This window comes from Paenibacillus sp. MZ03-122A (genome assembly GCF_024213325.1).
Taxonomy (GTDB): domain Bacteria; phylum Bacillota; class Bacilli; order Paenibacillales; family Paenibacillaceae; genus Paenibacillus; species Paenibacillus polymyxa_B.
On sequence record NZ_JANAVI010000003.1, the window covers coordinates 88,166 to 104,406 of the forward strand.

At 43.3% G+C, this 16,241-nt stretch carries 11 protein-coding genes; 10 read left to right on the forward strand and 1 reads right to left on the reverse strand.

Annotated features, from left to right (window positions below; translation table 11 throughout):
* The first annotated feature begins 52 nt into the window (after positions 1-52).
* The 9 genes from adhE (at position 53) to NLX74_RS07575 (ending at position 14,429) form a co-directional block, all read left to right on the forward strand.
* A complete protein-coding gene (adhE, locus tag NLX74_RS07535) occupies positions 53-2,665 on the forward strand; it encodes a bifunctional acetaldehyde-CoA/alcohol dehydrogenase (protein ID WP_061829054.1) in 2,613 nt (870 codons plus the stop codon).
* A gap of 328 nt (positions 2,666-2,993) precedes the next feature.
* On the forward strand, positions 2,994-5,255 hold the full coding sequence (gene pflB, locus NLX74_RS07540; protein WP_061829055.1) for a formate C-acetyltransferase: 2,262 nt from the start codon (positions 2,994-2,996) through the stop codon (positions 5,253-5,255).
* 51 nt (positions 5,256-5,306) lie between these two features.
* On the forward strand, positions 5,307-6,065 hold the full coding sequence (gene pflA / locus NLX74_RS07545; protein WP_254328374.1) for a pyruvate formate-lyase-activating protein: 759 nt from the start codon (positions 5,307-5,309) through the stop codon (positions 6,063-6,065).
* A gap of 721 nt (positions 6,066-6,786) precedes the next feature.
* Positions 6,787-7,209 carry a T9SS type A sorting domain-containing protein gene (locus tag NLX74_RS07550; protein ID WP_235309534.1) on the forward strand — a complete coding sequence of 141 codons (423 nt, stop codon included), beginning with the start codon at positions 6,787-6,789 and terminating at the stop codon, positions 7,207-7,209.
* A gap of 646 nt (positions 7,210-7,855) precedes the next feature.
* A complete protein-coding gene (locus NLX74_RS07555; RefSeq protein WP_235309535.1) occupies positions 7,856-10,078 on the forward strand; it encodes a copper amine oxidase N-terminal domain-containing protein in 2,223 nt (740 codons plus the stop codon).
* A 253-nt stretch (positions 10,079-10,331) separates the two neighbouring features.
* A complete protein-coding gene (locus tag NLX74_RS07560; protein WP_013310843.1) occupies positions 10,332-10,823 on the forward strand; it encodes a Fur family transcriptional regulator in 492 nt (163 codons plus the stop codon).
* Position 10,824: 1 nt separating this feature from the next.
* Entirely contained in the window at positions 10,825-11,115 is a 291-nt protein-coding gene (gene yidD, locus NLX74_RS07565; RefSeq protein ID WP_061829057.1) for a membrane protein insertion efficiency factor YidD, read from the forward strand.
* A 413-nt stretch (positions 11,116-11,528) separates the two neighbouring features.
* A complete protein-coding gene (gene metG, locus NLX74_RS07570) occupies positions 11,529-13,547 on the forward strand; it encodes a methionine--tRNA ligase (RefSeq protein WP_254328375.1) in 2,019 nt (672 codons plus the stop codon).
* Between the two features lie 165 nt (positions 13,548-13,712).
* Positions 13,713-14,429: a cytochrome c biogenesis CcdA family protein gene (locus NLX74_RS07575; RefSeq protein WP_254328376.1), complete on the forward strand. Its 717-nt coding sequence runs from the start codon at positions 13,713-13,715 to the stop codon at positions 14,427-14,429.
* On the opposite strand, the gene splB is transcribed toward NLX74_RS07575, so the two are convergent.
* Entirely contained in the window at positions 14,422-15,486 is a 1,065-nt protein-coding gene (gene splB / locus NLX74_RS07580) for a spore photoproduct lyase (protein ID WP_254328377.1), read from the reverse strand. The genes NLX74_RS07575 and splB overlap by 8 nt on opposite strands.
* Positions 15,487-15,737: 251 nt before the next feature.
* Between splB and mntR the strand changes: the two genes are divergently transcribed.
* Entirely contained in the window at positions 15,738-16,163 is a 426-nt protein-coding gene (gene mntR / locus NLX74_RS07585) for a transcriptional regulator MntR (RefSeq protein WP_007430946.1), read from the forward strand.
* Positions 16,164-16,241 lie beyond the last annotated feature (78 nt).

The following is a 16,241-nucleotide window of genomic DNA, read 5'->3' on the forward strand; positions in this document are numbered from 1 at the left end:
GATCAGTGCGTGAACAAGAGATAGTACACGAGATAACAGGAGGATGAGGGAAATGGCTGTTAAAAACGAGGTTATCCAAAAAGAGCAAAGCGCAGAGCAGTATATTCAAACGCTGATTGACCGGGGGAACCGGGCACAGCAAGCTTTCATGAGTATGAATCAGGAACAGATTGACGAAATCGTACAAGCTATGGCACTCGCAGGGATGGATAAACACATGTACCTAGCGAAGATGGCTGTTGAAGAAACAGGACGCGGTGTGTACGAGGACAAAATCACCAAAAACATGTTTGCAACAGAATATGTCTATCATAGTATCAAAAATGAAAAAACCGTCGGTGTCATTGAGGACAATGATTTTGACAGTTTTCAAAAGATAGCAGAGCCAGTCGGCATTATCATGGGGATCACTCCAGTGACAAACCCGACTTCGACTACGATGTTCAAAGCGCTGATTGCCATTAAAACACGTAACCCAATCATTTTCGGTTTCCATCCATCTGCTCAATCGTGTAGTGCGGAAGCAGCCCGCGTCTTGCTCGAAGCAGCTGTTAAACATGGTGCTCCAGCTGATTGTATTCAATGGATTGAAGCACCTTCGATGGATAAGACCAATGTACTGATGAACCACCCTGATGTGGCGCTGATTTTGGCAACTGGTGGATCAGGCATGGTTAAGGCGGCATATAGCTGCGGTAAACCTGCTCTGGGTGTAGGCCCAGGTAACGTGCCTTGCTTTATTGAAAAAACAGCAGACATCAAGCAGGCTGTGAACGATCTCATCCTCTCTAAATCTTTCGACAACGGTATGATTTGTGCTTCCGAGCAAGCGGTTATTATCGAAGAGCCAATCTTCGAACAAGTGAAAAAATTGATGATCGCTAACGGCTGCTATTTTGTAAATAAAGAAGAAGCAGCTAAGCTCACTCAAGGAGCTATGAATGTCGAGAAATGTGCAGTGAACCCAGCAATCGTGGGGCAGTCTGCTGTGAAAATTGCTGAAATGAGTGGTATCACAGTACCAGCAGGAACTAAAATTTTGGTCGCTGAGATTGAAGGGGTAGGAACAAAATTCCCATTGTCTGCGGAAAAATTGAGTCCTGTATTGGCTTGCTATAAAGTAAAAAATGCGGAACAAGGTATTCAACGTGCTGCTGAAGTCGTGGAATTCGGGGGCATGGGCCACTCGTCCGCTATTCATTCGAACGATGAGGACGTTATCGCTCGCTTCGCAAACCGTCTGCAAACAGGACGTATCATTGTAAATGCACCTTCCACACATGGTGCGATTGGCGACATTTACAACACCAACCTTCCTTCGTTGACACTCGGTTGCGGTTCGTATGGTCGTAACTCGACTTCGTCGAACGTATCGGCAGTCAATTTGATTAATGTGAAAAGGGTGGCGAAACGGACGGTGAATATGCAATGGTTCAAAGTACCTTCCAAAATCTATTTTGAGAAAAACTCGACACAGTATCTTGCTAAAATGCCTGATATCACACGTGTAGCCATTATCACAGACCCTATGATGGTACAACTGGGATATGTAGATCGTGTTATTCATTATCTGCATCAACGCCAAACACCAGTAGCTATCGAAGTGTTCTCTGAAGTAGAGCCAGATCCATCGACAGTTACGGTAGAACGTGGTACTGAAATGATGAGACGTTTCCAACCGGATTGCATCATCGCACTGGGTGGCGGTTCCCCAATGGATGCTGCTAAAGGCATGTGGATGTTCTATGAATATCCAGATACTGATTTCAATAATTTAAAACAAAAATTCATGGATATCCGTAAACGGATTTACAAGTACCCACGTCTGGGCCAAAAAGCACAATTTGTAGCTATCCCTACAACCTCGGGTACAGGTTCCGAAGTTACATCGTTCGCAGTAATTACAGACAAAAACCTGGGCGACACGAAGTACCCACTGGCTGACTATGAGTTGACTCCTGATGTGGCAATTATTGACCCAGTGTTTGTATATTCGCTACCTAAAACAGCTGTAGCGGACACAGGTATGGATGTTCTGACACATGCTATCGAGGCTTACGTGTCCGTAATGGCTAATGACTACACAGATGGTCTGGCAATTAAAGCCATTCAATTGGTATTCCAATACCTAGAACAATCGGCTCTGACTGGTGATAAGCTGGCTCGTGAAAAAATGCATAATGCTTCTACACTTGCTGGTATGGCATTTGCTAATGCATTCTTGGGCATTAACCACAGTCTTGCACATAAATGGGGTGGACAATACCATACAGCGCATGGCCGCACGAATGCCATTTTATTGCCGCACGTCATTCGCTATAATGCGAAAAAACCGACAAAATTTGCTTCGTTCCCTAAATATTCGCACTTTGTTGCGGATGAGCGTTATGCAGAAATCGCGCGCATACTGGGACTGCCTGCACGCACCACCGAAGAAGGGGTTAACAGCTTGATCGAAGCGATCCGTAAAATGAATAAAACACTTGGTATCGAGGAATCGTTCCAACAAATCGGTTTCGATGCAAAGGATTTCGAATCACGTGTAGACTATCTGGCTGACCGCGCATTTGAAGATCAATGTACAACTGCGAATCCGAAGTTGCCGCTGGTTACTGAGTTGGCTGATGTCTATCGCAATGCCTTCTACGGACGTTTTGACCAATAATATAATAGGTACGAAGAGGCTTGTGAAAAAGCATTTTCTCGTTCAATACCGATGCAGGCTCTCTATATAGAGGGCCTGTTGGTTTGGGAAGGGAGGTGAACGGCAAGGCTAAGGATATAGGCGTGAAGCTAGGGAAAATAAAGTGACAAAAATCACTCATATTGTGATTTTTGTCACATACTACACTCTATCATTATTCTACAATAAGGGTGTAAGAAAGGTCCCGACACTGAGCGTAAGGCATCGGTGAAAAGGCCGGGCTCAAGAAATAGCTTTATCGTGAAAAAAATCACAAGTCCGGAAGACCAAACAATTTGGAGGGATTTACATGTCGGTGATTGAGAGAGAATTACAAGAGCAACAATCTGGCTGGAGAGGTTTTAAAAAAGGCAAATGGACTAAAGAAGTCAACGTCAACGATTTTATTGAAACTAATATCTTACCTTATGTTGGCAATGAAGAATTTTTGGTTGGTCCTACCGCCAACACAACTGCATTGTGGGATATTGTATCCGATCTTACTAAAAAAGAGTTGGCAAACGGCGGCGTGCTTGATGTAGACGTGAATACGCCATCCACTATTATTTCACATAAACCGGGTTATCTAGACCGGGATAAAGAGCAAATTGTCGGTGTACAAACAGATGCTCCATTCAAACGCTCTTTGCAGCCGTTTGGTGGAATTCGGATGATGATCGACGCTTGTAAAGCCTATGGTTTTGAAGTACCAGAAAGTATCATTGATATCTTCACTCATATTCGTAAAACTCACAACCAAGGTGTATTTGACGCTTATACAGATGAAATGAGAGCAGCCCGTAAAGCTGGTATCATTACTGGTCTGCCAGATGCATACGGTCGTGGTCGTATTATCGGTGACTATCGTCGTGTAGCTTTGTATGGTGTAGCCTTCTTGATCCAAGATAAAAAGCTGCAACTGAAAAGCCTTGAAGTTGATTCCATGGAAGAAGACGTAATTCGTCTTCGTGAGGAAATTTCCGAACAAATTCGTGCTTTGAATGAACTGAAACAAATGGCTGCTGAGCACGGTTTTGATATTTCCAAACCTGCTAACAATGCGAAAGAAGCTTTCCAATGGGTATATTTTGGATATCTTGCAGCAATCAAAGAACAAAATGGTGCAGCAATGTCCTTAGGACGTGTATCTTCCTTCCTTGATATTTACTCTCAACGTGATATGGAAGAGGGTACAATGACAGAAGAACAAGCTCAAGAACTAGTCGATCATTTTGTTATGAAATTGCGTATTGTTAAGTTCTTGCGCACACCTGACTATAATGAACTATTCAGTGGAGATCCAACTTGGGTTACTGAGTCCATTGGTGGTATGTCCGTAACTGGAGAAACTCGGGTAACTAAAAACAGCTTCCGTTTCCTGCACACCCTCTACAATCTGGGACCTGCACCGGAGCCGAACCTGACTGTACTGTGGTCGGAAAAATTGCCTGAAGGCTTCAAAAAGTATTGTGCGAAAGTTTCTATTGAAACTAGCTCCATTCAGTACGAAAATGACGATCTGATGCGTCCAATTTATGGAGACGATTATGGTATTGCTTGTTGTGTATCGGCAATGAAAATCGGTAAGCAAATGCAATTCTTTGGTGCTCGTGCCAACTTGGCTAAAGCTCTGCTGTATGCAATTAACGGTGGTAAAGATGAAAAATCTGGCGTTCAAGTAGGGCCTGAATTCCCAGCCATTACAGGTGAAGTTCTGGATTATGAAGAAGTGTTGAGCCGCTTCAAACCTATGATGGAATGGTTGGCAAAACTGTACATGAACACTTTGAATGTTATTCACTACATGCATGATAAATATAGTTACGAACGCATTGAAATGGCGTTGCATGATCGTGATATTCTCCGTACCATGGCTTGTGGTATTGCGGGTCTGTCAGTTGCTACCGACTCCTTGAGTGCCATTAAATTTGCAAAAGTTAAACCAATCCGTAACGAAAAAGGGATTGCCGTTGACTTTGAAATCGAAGGCGAATATCCTTGCTATGGTAACAACGATGACCGTGTAGATAACATCGCTGTGGAACTGGTAGAAAGCTTCATGAGTATGATTCGCAAGCATAAAGCTTATCGTAATGCGGTTCCTACTCAATCTGTACTGACTATTACTTCAAACGTGGTGTACGGTAAGAAAACAGGTACAACACCAGATGGACGTAAAGCAGGCGAACCGTTTGCACCAGGGGCAAACCCAATGCACGGTCGTGATAAAAAAGGTGCTTTGGCATCTCTGAGTTCCGTAGCCAAATTGCCTTATGAACACAGTCTGGATGGTATCTCGAACACCTTCTCCATCGTGCCTAAAGCACTGGGTAAAGAAGAAGAAACACGCAAAACAAACCTTGTTTCGATGATGGATGGCTACTTTGGAAGCCACGCACATCATCTGAATGTCAATGTGTTTGCTCGCGAACAACTGTTGGATGCAATGGAGCACCCAGAAAACTATCCACAGCTTACGATTCGTGTTTCCGGCTATGCCGTTAACTTTATCAAGCTGACTCGTGAACAACAATTGGATGTTATTAACCGTACTTTCCACGGTACAATGTAAATAAGTATTACAATGACGCACGCATAGCGGATGCGGGAAGGATGATGCAACATGTTGAAAGGTCACATACACTCATTGGAAACCTTCGGGACCGTCGATGGTCCCGGCATCCGCTTCGTGCTCTTTATGCAAGGATGCTTGTTGAAATGTCAATATTGCCATAACCCGGACACTTGGGCCTTGAATGAAGGTAATCCGATGACGTTGGAGGAGGTATTGGCTGAGATTGAGCCGTATTTAGCCTATTACCGTTCTTCCGGAGGCGGATTGACCGTATCCGGTGGAGAACCGACGCTGCAAGCTCATTTTGTCGAAGAGCTGTTTAAAGAAGTAAAACGTCGGTGGAATTTGCACACGACACTGGACAGTAACGGATTTAATGACGCGGGCCGTATCCATGAACTGCTGGACGTAACAGACTTGGTGCTACTGGATATTAAGCATATTGACAATGACAAGCATATTAAGCTTACAGGCAAGTCTAACGACCGTATGCTAAGTACGGCTCGCTGGTTGTCTGAGCAAGGGCGCAAAATGTGGATTAGACACGTATTTGTACCGGGTATTCATGATGACGAGCAAGATTTATTGAATTTGGGACGGTTTATCGGAACGTTGAACGGAGTCGAGAAATTCGAAATTTTACCTTACCATCAAATGGGTGTTTACAAATGGGAAATGCTTGGTAAGGAGTATCCGTTGGAGGGAGTTCCATCTCCTACAGATGAAGAAGTTCAACGTGCTTACCGACTCATTGAAGAGGGTCGTCTGGAGACTGCTGGAAAGAATGCTGTCTGTCGTCCGTTATAATATTGGGGTAGTTTGTATTAGAGATATTAAAAAGGTTAAATGTTCGTATTTTTTAATTAGGAAAAATAAAGAAGACTAAATAATCAGCTTGTACCAATATTGAAATGGTGCAAGCTGTTTTATTTTTTTGAAATATTTAATGTTTTTAAAATAGAAATGCCTTTGGCTATCCACTTTTTCTTACTTTGGTAAAAGGGTATAAATTCTTAGCATTAAGATACGTAAAAGAAAATTTTAAGTGAGGATCCAATTGCTTCTTTTAGGGTAGTTCTTTTGAGGTTAAATGCTCTAATAGTAGGTTGTATTTTCAGACGTATACTTTGAGTTTTGACTAGTAGGAGCATTGATTTTATACAATTTTGTATTGTATTTGGTAGAAGTTAAAGCGATATGATTAAATGAAGGAAATCTCAATCGAGATAAAGGTTATTTCTATGAACATTTAGCCGTATAAATATACTACACTGCATTTGGGTGGGATAGTGAAAACACGAATACCATATAAGGTTTAGCTTCTAGAGATTGCTCTATATTTTTTTGAAAGTCATTCAACCCAAAATTTGTTTGTAATTGTTTTATAATCTTTGAATAATAACTATATTTCAGGAATTATTAAAATAAAAACTCAAACATATTATAATAAGGAAAAAAATGTTTACTTTTTCGCCTAACTGTTATAGTATTAATTTGTAGAAACTAAAAAATAAAGGAGACAAGAAACATGGAAAAATCTAAGTTGTTAGGTTTAACTGCTCTCTCAGCTCTCACTTTAACTTTAAGTTTATTACCTACTCAACAAACCTATGCTGAAGAAAGTGGAGTTAGCTTAAACTCAAGTTCGCAATCATCTATTGTACAATCTGAGAGTGTAGTTACACCTCAAGGATCAAGATCATATCAACTTGGTCAAACCTCCGCCTCTATTTATTTGAACGGCTCTCTAGATGTTCAGATTTATACGAGTCTAAGCAGTTCAGATTTATATAGTATTGATATTTATGATAGTAACGGTAGACATGTCTACCAGCGAGATAGAAATCCAAGTGAAGGAACTAGTTTTCATGTGAGTGGTTTATATGGCTATCATACAGTTCGCGTCCAATCCTATAATAATAACGGAACTTTTACTCTAACTTGGCCTTGATAGATAGATTATTTATTGGGTGTCTAAAGTCAATTTATGACTTGGGACACCCTTTTTTAATAGATCTATATTTTTACTGGTAAGCAACCCTTATTTTGTTTTCCGCTTTTTTGTACATATCTTTATTCTATGCATTTTGGAATTATATATTTTGCTTATATATAAAACATGAAAAAGACTTTATTTAAATTAAGAAATTTTTTTGAGATTAGATAAATAAGTGGAAGAGAAACCCGTCTTGTTATTGCTATTGCTTGTTTAATAGATTTTCAGTGTATTAAGTCCAATGAATAGAATATCTAAACGATATTCTCAGGCTGTCGAGAAACCCCCTGTTTTTTTGCAGGGGGTTTAAAACTGTCTTAGTGGTCTAAAAACTAGGGTCCTCAGATCGTTTTAAATCGATTTTTGTTTTAAAAGATGCGTCTCCCCATATAAAAATAGAAGTGTCGAAAAGTCCTCTAGACTTTCTCGACACTCTGAGAATATCTAAACGATATTCTATTTATTTCTTTGCAGTCACAGGAGAAAGTTCCCTTTTTTTCATGATAAGCAAAATCTCCAGAAACTTTTTAACAACTGACGCGTCTAATAGTATGACTTTTTACGGGAATGATAATAATTTGGTGATAGAAGGAGACAGACAATGAATTTCAAGAAATGGACCATGCTCACCGCTTTGGCAGTAGCTCAGGTGGCCGCAGTAGCGCCTGTAGGAGCAGAAGCAGCATCAACAACCGTTCAATCCACCGATTCGGTTAGCGCACAGCAGGCTCAGGCCAATGCTGCTGATTCAGGCGTTCAGAATAGCATCGGAGATCAAGATGGAACTAGCACACAAAATGACACGGTGGCACCTAATAACACAGGCGTATCCAATGATCCATTGACTGGCCTACCTACGGATACAACCAACGGATCGAACGTATCCAATGATGTATACGTTGGAGACGGAACGATCACCAATCCTGGTGGAGCTCCAACATCCATGGGTGCTAATCAATTGATTTTGTACTTAAACAGCGCGAAAATGGAACAAAACGGACAGGTGTACACAGCAACTCAGCCGATGACCGTGAAGGACGGAGTTTCCTATGTAGCTATCCGTTCACTTGTCAGCCGTGTCGGATTGCAGTTTAGTTATGACACTGCCACCAAAGAAACCGTAATCACACAAGGAACAAATGTCATGCGCTTCAAAACAGACAGCAAGGTTTATACGGTTAACGGTGAAGCCAGACAAATGAAGGGACCGGCTTTTCAGCAAAAGAACGTATTTATGGTGCCATTGACCTCGATTACACAGGCCTTAAATATTCCTTATACTGTGAATAATACGACTAAACAAGTTATCATGGATTTGAATCAGAAACCTAAAGCTTCCTTCACGGTTCAACAAAAAGATATCTATGCGGGCGAAACCCAAGTTACGTATTTGACGAAGGAATCTTCTCCTACAGGTCTTCCGATTGTGAACCAACGTTGGGAAGGTAAGCAGGACGTATTTCAGGAGCCGGGTACATATGTAGTTACCTATTCTGTTCTTGACTCTGCTGGGAACTGGAGTGATCCTTACTCAGTTACAATTACAGTAAGACCACCAAATCAGCCGCCAGTGGCTCTGTTTACAACTGATAAAAAAGAGTACAAAATGGGTGAGAAAATCACGATTACCGACCTGAGTACAGATGATGAGAATTCTATCACTAAGCGTGATTGGGAGAATAAGAAACTTGCCTTCTTCCAACCAGGTGATGTAACAATCACACTCACTGTGACTGATAAGCACGGCGCAACAGGTACCAAAAGTGAAACAATTAAAATTACGAATGAATTGCTGTACAACGAAGATGATTTCAATAAAATCTTCACACCATATGGTGATAAATATACAGTAGACGGCAGTCAGGTGCCTACCATGGCTACCATTCCTTTGACTAGTACATCTTCTCCGCGTCTTTTGATCCGTGCTAACAGCCCGGAACGTGTATTTCAGGACGGAATTGTGTATCAGGAAACCGGATCAGGCAGCACGCGCATACTCGTCCATCATGTGAATGAAACGGGTCGAGATGTGAAAATGTACGTGATTGCGACAAACAACAATATTACTGCTACCAACCTGAATGTCGAAAATTCCGGTTTTGCTGGACCATCTGAATTTGCGACGGCAGCGGGTAAAGTTTCAATTCAAAAATATTTTCAATCTATGATAGATGGAAGCAAACGTTCTAGTACGGTTCTGAATCCGGGTGAAAGCCGTATTATTTTGCAGGATTTGAACGAGAAAAAAATGAAGCAAAAGCAGGTCATTTCTCTATTGTCCGATCTATACACGGATCAACCAATCCAATATACGGTCATTATGGTGGATGCGAATGCAGATCCTATGACCGTACTGCCTACTCTGGCAAAACTTCCGAAAGACGGAATTCACAACCGTGGAACGTACGCTAATGCTGATATCTCGCTCAATTATACCGAAGAGGTTGGTAAAACAGCTCAACGTATCGTTCTTGGTGATAATAAGGTAGATCCGAACCTGATTGGTACGGACGGTCTGGACGGCTCTTCTGCTTCCAATGCCGGTAATTTTGGTGTTGTATATAAAGTTAAATTGGATCATGTAGCGCCGTATTCACTGATTACGTTCAACCCGCGTGGAGGCGAATATTCCGGCTATGCGATGGTAAACAATCAGGTTGTGGGTATCCCGACGAACGGCGCAGTATGGGCTCCAAATGAGATGAGTGTGCTGTATCGCACAGGGCATATCGAGGAAAGTGTAGAGATGTATTTCACTGCTGCTGCAGGAAGTAACTTGCCGGTTTCCGTAGTAGTTATGCCTTTGCCAGCTATTAAAAATTAATATGAAATAACCGGTGCTGTTTACCGGCTTAGACCTTGGGTCTCGTCATTCACCGTTTAAAAGTCGATGTCACTTGCAGAATATAGGCGTTCTCCTGCTGCGAATTTAATCGTAGCGCCGGAGAGCGTCTTTTTCTTATGTATAGATACGAATATCTCTTATAATATTGACTTTAATCGTGGTATAATAAATAGATGCAAGCCTAAGCCTGCATCAGAAAACCTGAAACTACAGACAGGGGAGGGTGAAACGCATGCTGACAAAGGATGAGATTATTGCAACAATGTCCGCTCAGGGGCTGCGTATTACAGATCAGCGCAAGACGTTGGCCACGTTATTTTCCGAGAATGAAGGGTATCTGTCCCCCAAAGACGTTTATGAATATATGGGTAAGAAGTACAGTGGACTTAGCTTTGATACGGTTTATCGTAATCTGCGTGTAATGCAGGAATTGGGTGTGTTGGAACAGGTATCTTTTGAGGATGGAATGAAGTTTAAGGTGAGCTGTAATGAGCATCATCACCATCACCATATGATTTGCTTGAGCTGTCAGAAAACATTACCGATTTCTTTTTGCCCAATGCAAATGACAGATACAACGGATCAATTCCAAATCGTCGAGCACAAGTTTGAAATTTTTGGTTATTGCAAAGATTGTCAACAGAAGAATGGGCATACTGACAGTAATTCGGATGGGGGATTCAGACAGACGAGCAGTCACACTCACAGCCACGGGGGCTACTGAAATGAAAATCACCACACGCAGAGTGGTACAGGCTCCGATTAAGTTTTATCGTTCCTATATTTCACCGTTAAAGCCGGCTACCTGCCGGTTCTATCCAACGTGTTCGGCGTACGCGTTGGAGGCGGTAGAAGTGCATGGTGCGCTCAAAGGTTCATGGCTTGCTGCTAAGCGTATAGCCAAGTGCCATCCCTTTCATCCGGGTGGCGTAGATTTGGTTCCTCCTGCAAAAAAGGGAACAGATAGGTCTAGCGAAGATCGTTTGGCTACCCACTCCAAGAAGGGTCTGACTTGACAGCGCTATGCGGATTTGGTTATATTTTGGTTAATATTGTTTTCCTGCGAAGGGATGAGTAGGGTAAACCGTCCAGTACAGAGAGCCGGGGTAGCTGCAAACCGGTCTGGAGCGAAGCCTGAATATGGTCCTGGAGGAACCTTTTTCGAGCGTATTTGCCACAGTTATTAGTGCTTGGGAGGCAAGCGTAAGGGGGAGGCGTGTTCCAGCGTTAATGGGCGGTCAGATGTGACCGGTGAAGCCTGTAGTCTGCGAGGATACAGGAAAATTGGGTGGTAACGCGTGAGGTGACTCTCGTCCCATAGGGGCGGGGGTCTTTTTTGTGCCCAATTTGTGCCAAATTCATGAATTGGAGTACCATCATGTCAGCAGATCTTATCGAGCTGCCGTGAACAAAACAGGAGGCAACACACATGTCCAATGAGAACACATTTTACATTACGACACCGATCTATTATCCGAGCGACAAGCTACATATAGGTCATGCTTACACGACGGTTGCGGGAGATGCAATGGCCCGTTACAAGCGGCTACGTGGTTATGAAGTGCGCTATTTGACAGGAACGGATGAGCATGGTCAGAAGATTGAGCAGAAAGCGAGTGCAGCAGGCAAAACGCCGCAACGTTTCGTAGATGATATTGTGGCAGGTATTCAAGAACTGTGGCGGAAGCTCGACATTTCCAATGACGATTTTATCCGTACTACGGAGGAACGTCATAAGGCTGTCGTACAGGAAATTTTTGATCGTTTGCTGAAGCAAGGCGATATTTACAAGGGAGAATACGAAGGCTGGTACAGCATCCCTGACGAGACGTACTACACAGAAACTCAGCTGGTTGACGTGGTGAAGGACGCCGAAGGCAATGTGGCTGGAGGAAAAAGCCCGGATAGTGGACACCCTGTAGAACTGGTCAAGGAAGAGTGTTACTTTTTCCGTATGAGCAAGTATGCTGATCGGTTGCTGCAATTTTATGAAGAGAACCCACAGTTTATCCAGCCGGAATCACGTAAAAAAGAGATGATCAATAACTTCATCAAGCCGGGTCTGGAGGATTTGGCTGTTTCACGTACTACCTTCGATTGGGGCATTAAGGTGAAGGGGGATCCGAAGCATGTCGTGTATGTTTGGATTGACGCACTTTCCAACTATATCACAGCCTTGGGTTATGGCTCTTCCAATACCGAGTTGTATGATAAATTCTGGCCTGCAAATGTGCATATCGTAGGTAAAGAGATTGTAAGGTTCCACACGATATATTGGCCGATCATGCTGATGGCGCTGGATCTTCCGTTGCCTAAAAAAGTATTTGCACATGGTTGGCTGCTCATGAAAGACGGTAAAATGTCGAAATCTAAAGGCAATGTTGTAGACCCGGTGACGTTGATTGACCGTTATGGTCTGGACCAACTTCGTTACTACTTACTGCGCGAGGTGCCTTTTGGGGCAGACGGAACATTTACACCAGAAAGTTTTGTAGATCGAGTTAATTCGGATTTGGCAAATGATCTGGGCAACTTATTGAATCGTACCGTGGCGATGGTAGATAAATATCTTGATGGCAAGGTTCCGGCTTATGAAGCGAATGTAACAGCATTCGACGGAGCTTTGGAAGACATGGCAACATCGACTTATAGCAAAGTAGAAGAAGCCATGGAAAACATGGAGTTTTCCGTGGCATTAACGGCGATTAGCCAATTTATTAGCCGCAGCAACAAGTATATTGACGAGACGCAACCATGGAACTTGGCTAAGGATGAGGGAAAACGTCGCGAATTGTCATCTGTTATGTTGCATTTGGTAGAAAGCTTGCGCATCGCTTCCATCTTACTCCAGCCATTCTTAACCCGTGCTCCTCATAAAATTTGGGAACAGCTCGGTATTAGCCAAGGTGAGCTGACTACATGGGATAGCGGCAAGCAGTTTGGTCGTATTCCGGAAGGAACGCAGCTGGTCAAAGGTAATCCGATCTTTCCGCGTCTGGATTCAGAGCAAGAGGTTGCTTTTATCGTGGAAGCAATGACCGGGGGGAAGAAACCGGAAGAAGCTACAGCACAAGTTCAACCGCAGAATGCATCTGAGGCGAGCCAGGAAGCGCCGGAGGCAAAGGAAGAGATTGGCATTGAGGATTTTGCCAAGGTAGAACTGCGCGTTGCTCAGGTCGTCGCCTGCGAGCCTGTGAAGAAGGCCGATAAACTGTTGAAGCTCCAACTTGATCTTGGTTATGAGCAGCGGCAAGTAGTATCAGGGATTGCGAAGTTTTATACGCCTGAAGATATCATTGGACGCAAGGTGATCTGTGTGACCAATCTTAAGCCAGTAAAACTTCGGGGAGAGCTGTCGCAAGGTATGATTTTGGCAGCATCACATGGAGATCAGCTTATGCTGGCCACCGTACCGGAAGGTATGCCGAATGGTGCAGTTGTAAAGTAGTACGCTATGTAAAAATAAAAGAACGTAATGAGCGTATGTCCGGGAATCATTCTTCCTGGGCATGCGCTTTTTGGCTTGCATCATATTTTGCTCCCGCTATACGTATGTTTTAGTAGGCAGGGCTTGTTTGTTCGTGTTCACTTAAGACAGGTGGGAGGGGATATGATGACAAATATCAACGCCGGGTTGGCGATCGTAGCCGGACTGGTTTCTTTTTTTTCACCGTGTTGTTTACCGCTGTATCCATCTTATTTATCGTATATGACAGGGATGTCTGCGCGTGAACTGGCTGAAGGACGGCACAAGGCCGAGATTCGTTATCGTACGATGGGACATACACTTGCTTTTGTACTGGGCTTTTCGGTCGTTTTCTATTCACTGGGTGCAAGTGTCGGGTTGCTTGGAGAATGGTTTGCCAATTATGGGGATACGCTAAGAGTGGTAGCAGGGTTACTTATTTTACTAATGGGACTGGTATCTCTTGGTGTGGTGCGTCCTTTGATTCTAATGAGGGAGCATAAGCTTCGCTGGACATGGAAGCCTGCCGGGTATGCCGGTTCCTTTGTGATCGGAATTGGGTTTGCGGCAGGCTGGTCGCCCTGTATCGGTCCCATGCTAACAGCTATTATCGCTTTGGCGGCAGTAGAGCATCACATTTGGTTCAAGCTGATTACAGGCTATGCGCTTGGCTTTGCGATTCCATTTTTTGTATTAGCTTTGCTGGCAGGCTCTGTTCGACTATCCTCTCGCTATACCTCCATCCTAATCAAAACAGGTGGCATACTACTTGTTATCACTGGCATTTTACTGGTAACGGATCATATGACTGATGTAACGCTATTTTTACAACGGATTACCCCAGATTGGATGCTAGTTATGTGAAATATTCAATACGACTTAAAGGGAAATGTTCAAAAATGCGCTCTGTGATAAACTCTCGTAGTGCATTTTGCTGTTCATCGGGATAAACATATTTGTTTTGTCCCCAGCGGCCCCATTTTTTCTTGCGTTTCTCTATGTCCATCTCCAGCTTGGTTTTCGGATAACGTTTCTCGATGACAGCTTTGGATGTTTTGGTGAAGCGATGCTGAATTAATTCGAACGTCAAATCTTTTGTAGCATGCTCGGGTAAGGTTTCTCCCAATTTGCGCAGCAACTCGCCGTAGCCTTCTTCCCAGCCGTCATACCAGATGATGGGTGCAATGATGAACCCCAGTGGATAACCGGCTCGTGCGATTTTGCCCGCGGCTTCAATACGTTCCTCGAAGCGTGAAGTTGCAGGTTCAAACTGTTTAATTACATAATCGGAATTAATGCTAAAGCGGATGCGAGTATGACCATTATGTTTAATATCCAGCAATGGATCAACATGATGATATTTAGTAACAAAACGCAGACGACCAAATTCCTCATCTGCCATGAAACGAATCAAGTCTCCAAGCGTTCCGGTGATATGCTCCAAACCAACCGGATCGGAGGTACAAGCTGCTTCAAAACGGGTAATTTCAGGCGCTCGCTCCTCGATATAAGCTTTAGCTGCTGATAAGATATCGTCAGTGTTGACATATACACGAATATACGGTTTTGCTCCCAAGGTTGTTTGTAAATAACAGTAGTGACAGTGCCCCATGCAACCAGTCGAAATGGGGATAGCGTATTCGGCAGAGGGCTTGGATTGGTCAAAAGTCAACGTTTTACGGATACCGACTACCAAAGTTTTTTTTGCCATTCGGTACTTTTCAACTTCAGTTTCACCTGGTAAATTGGTAATTCGGTTGTGAGAGGTAGTCATCCGATACGGAATATCCTTGGCTTTAACCCAATCCATAATACGCTGGCCCTTGGGATAATTCAGTGCGTCTGGCTCAAAAAACACCAGATCAGGCATAAATGGCTTGGTTCCTCTGGTTTGGACAGGAGTACGCTCAAGCGTAGACATGGCTAACGCTCCTTTCGAAATAAATCCACAGTGCTCTGGTGTCCAACTTTAACATTTTGCCGCAGAAATAAACGATACAGGACGACGATATTAGTGTGCCCGGCTTAAATTGAACAAATCGTGGCAATAGCTGTGAGTGAAGGGATGAGACTTGCCAATGGGCAATGATAACATGTATCATTACATAGTAGGTTTAACGCAGGAAATGAAGGCGGTAAGCGCCCGTTCAATAACAGAAAAGAGGGAAACAAGTGCCAACGCCAAGCATGGAAGATTATTTGGAACGCATTTACCAACTGATTGATGAGAAGGGCTATGCTCGTGTCTCGGATATCGCAGAGGGGTTAGAGGTGCATCCTTCGTCTGTCACCAAAATGATTCAGAAGTTGGATAAGGACGATTATCTTGTATATGAGAAGTATCGGGGACTGATTTTGACACCGAAAGGGAAAAAGGTCGGAAAACGGTTGGTTGATCGCCATCAGTTATTAGAGCAATTTCTGGATATGATTGGGGTTGACAAGGACCTGATATATAAAGATGTGGAAGGTATTGAGCATCATCTGAGCTGGGATTCCATCACCCGTATCGAAACATTGGTCGAATATTTTCGCCGGGATGAAGATCGCTTGCGCCAGCTTCATGACATACACAAGGAATTGAGTGGAGATTCCTAAAAGCATCTGTCCTTACGGACGATGCTTTTTTATTTGTTCCGACCGCAACAAATATCCGGTTATCAGCGTCTATCCATT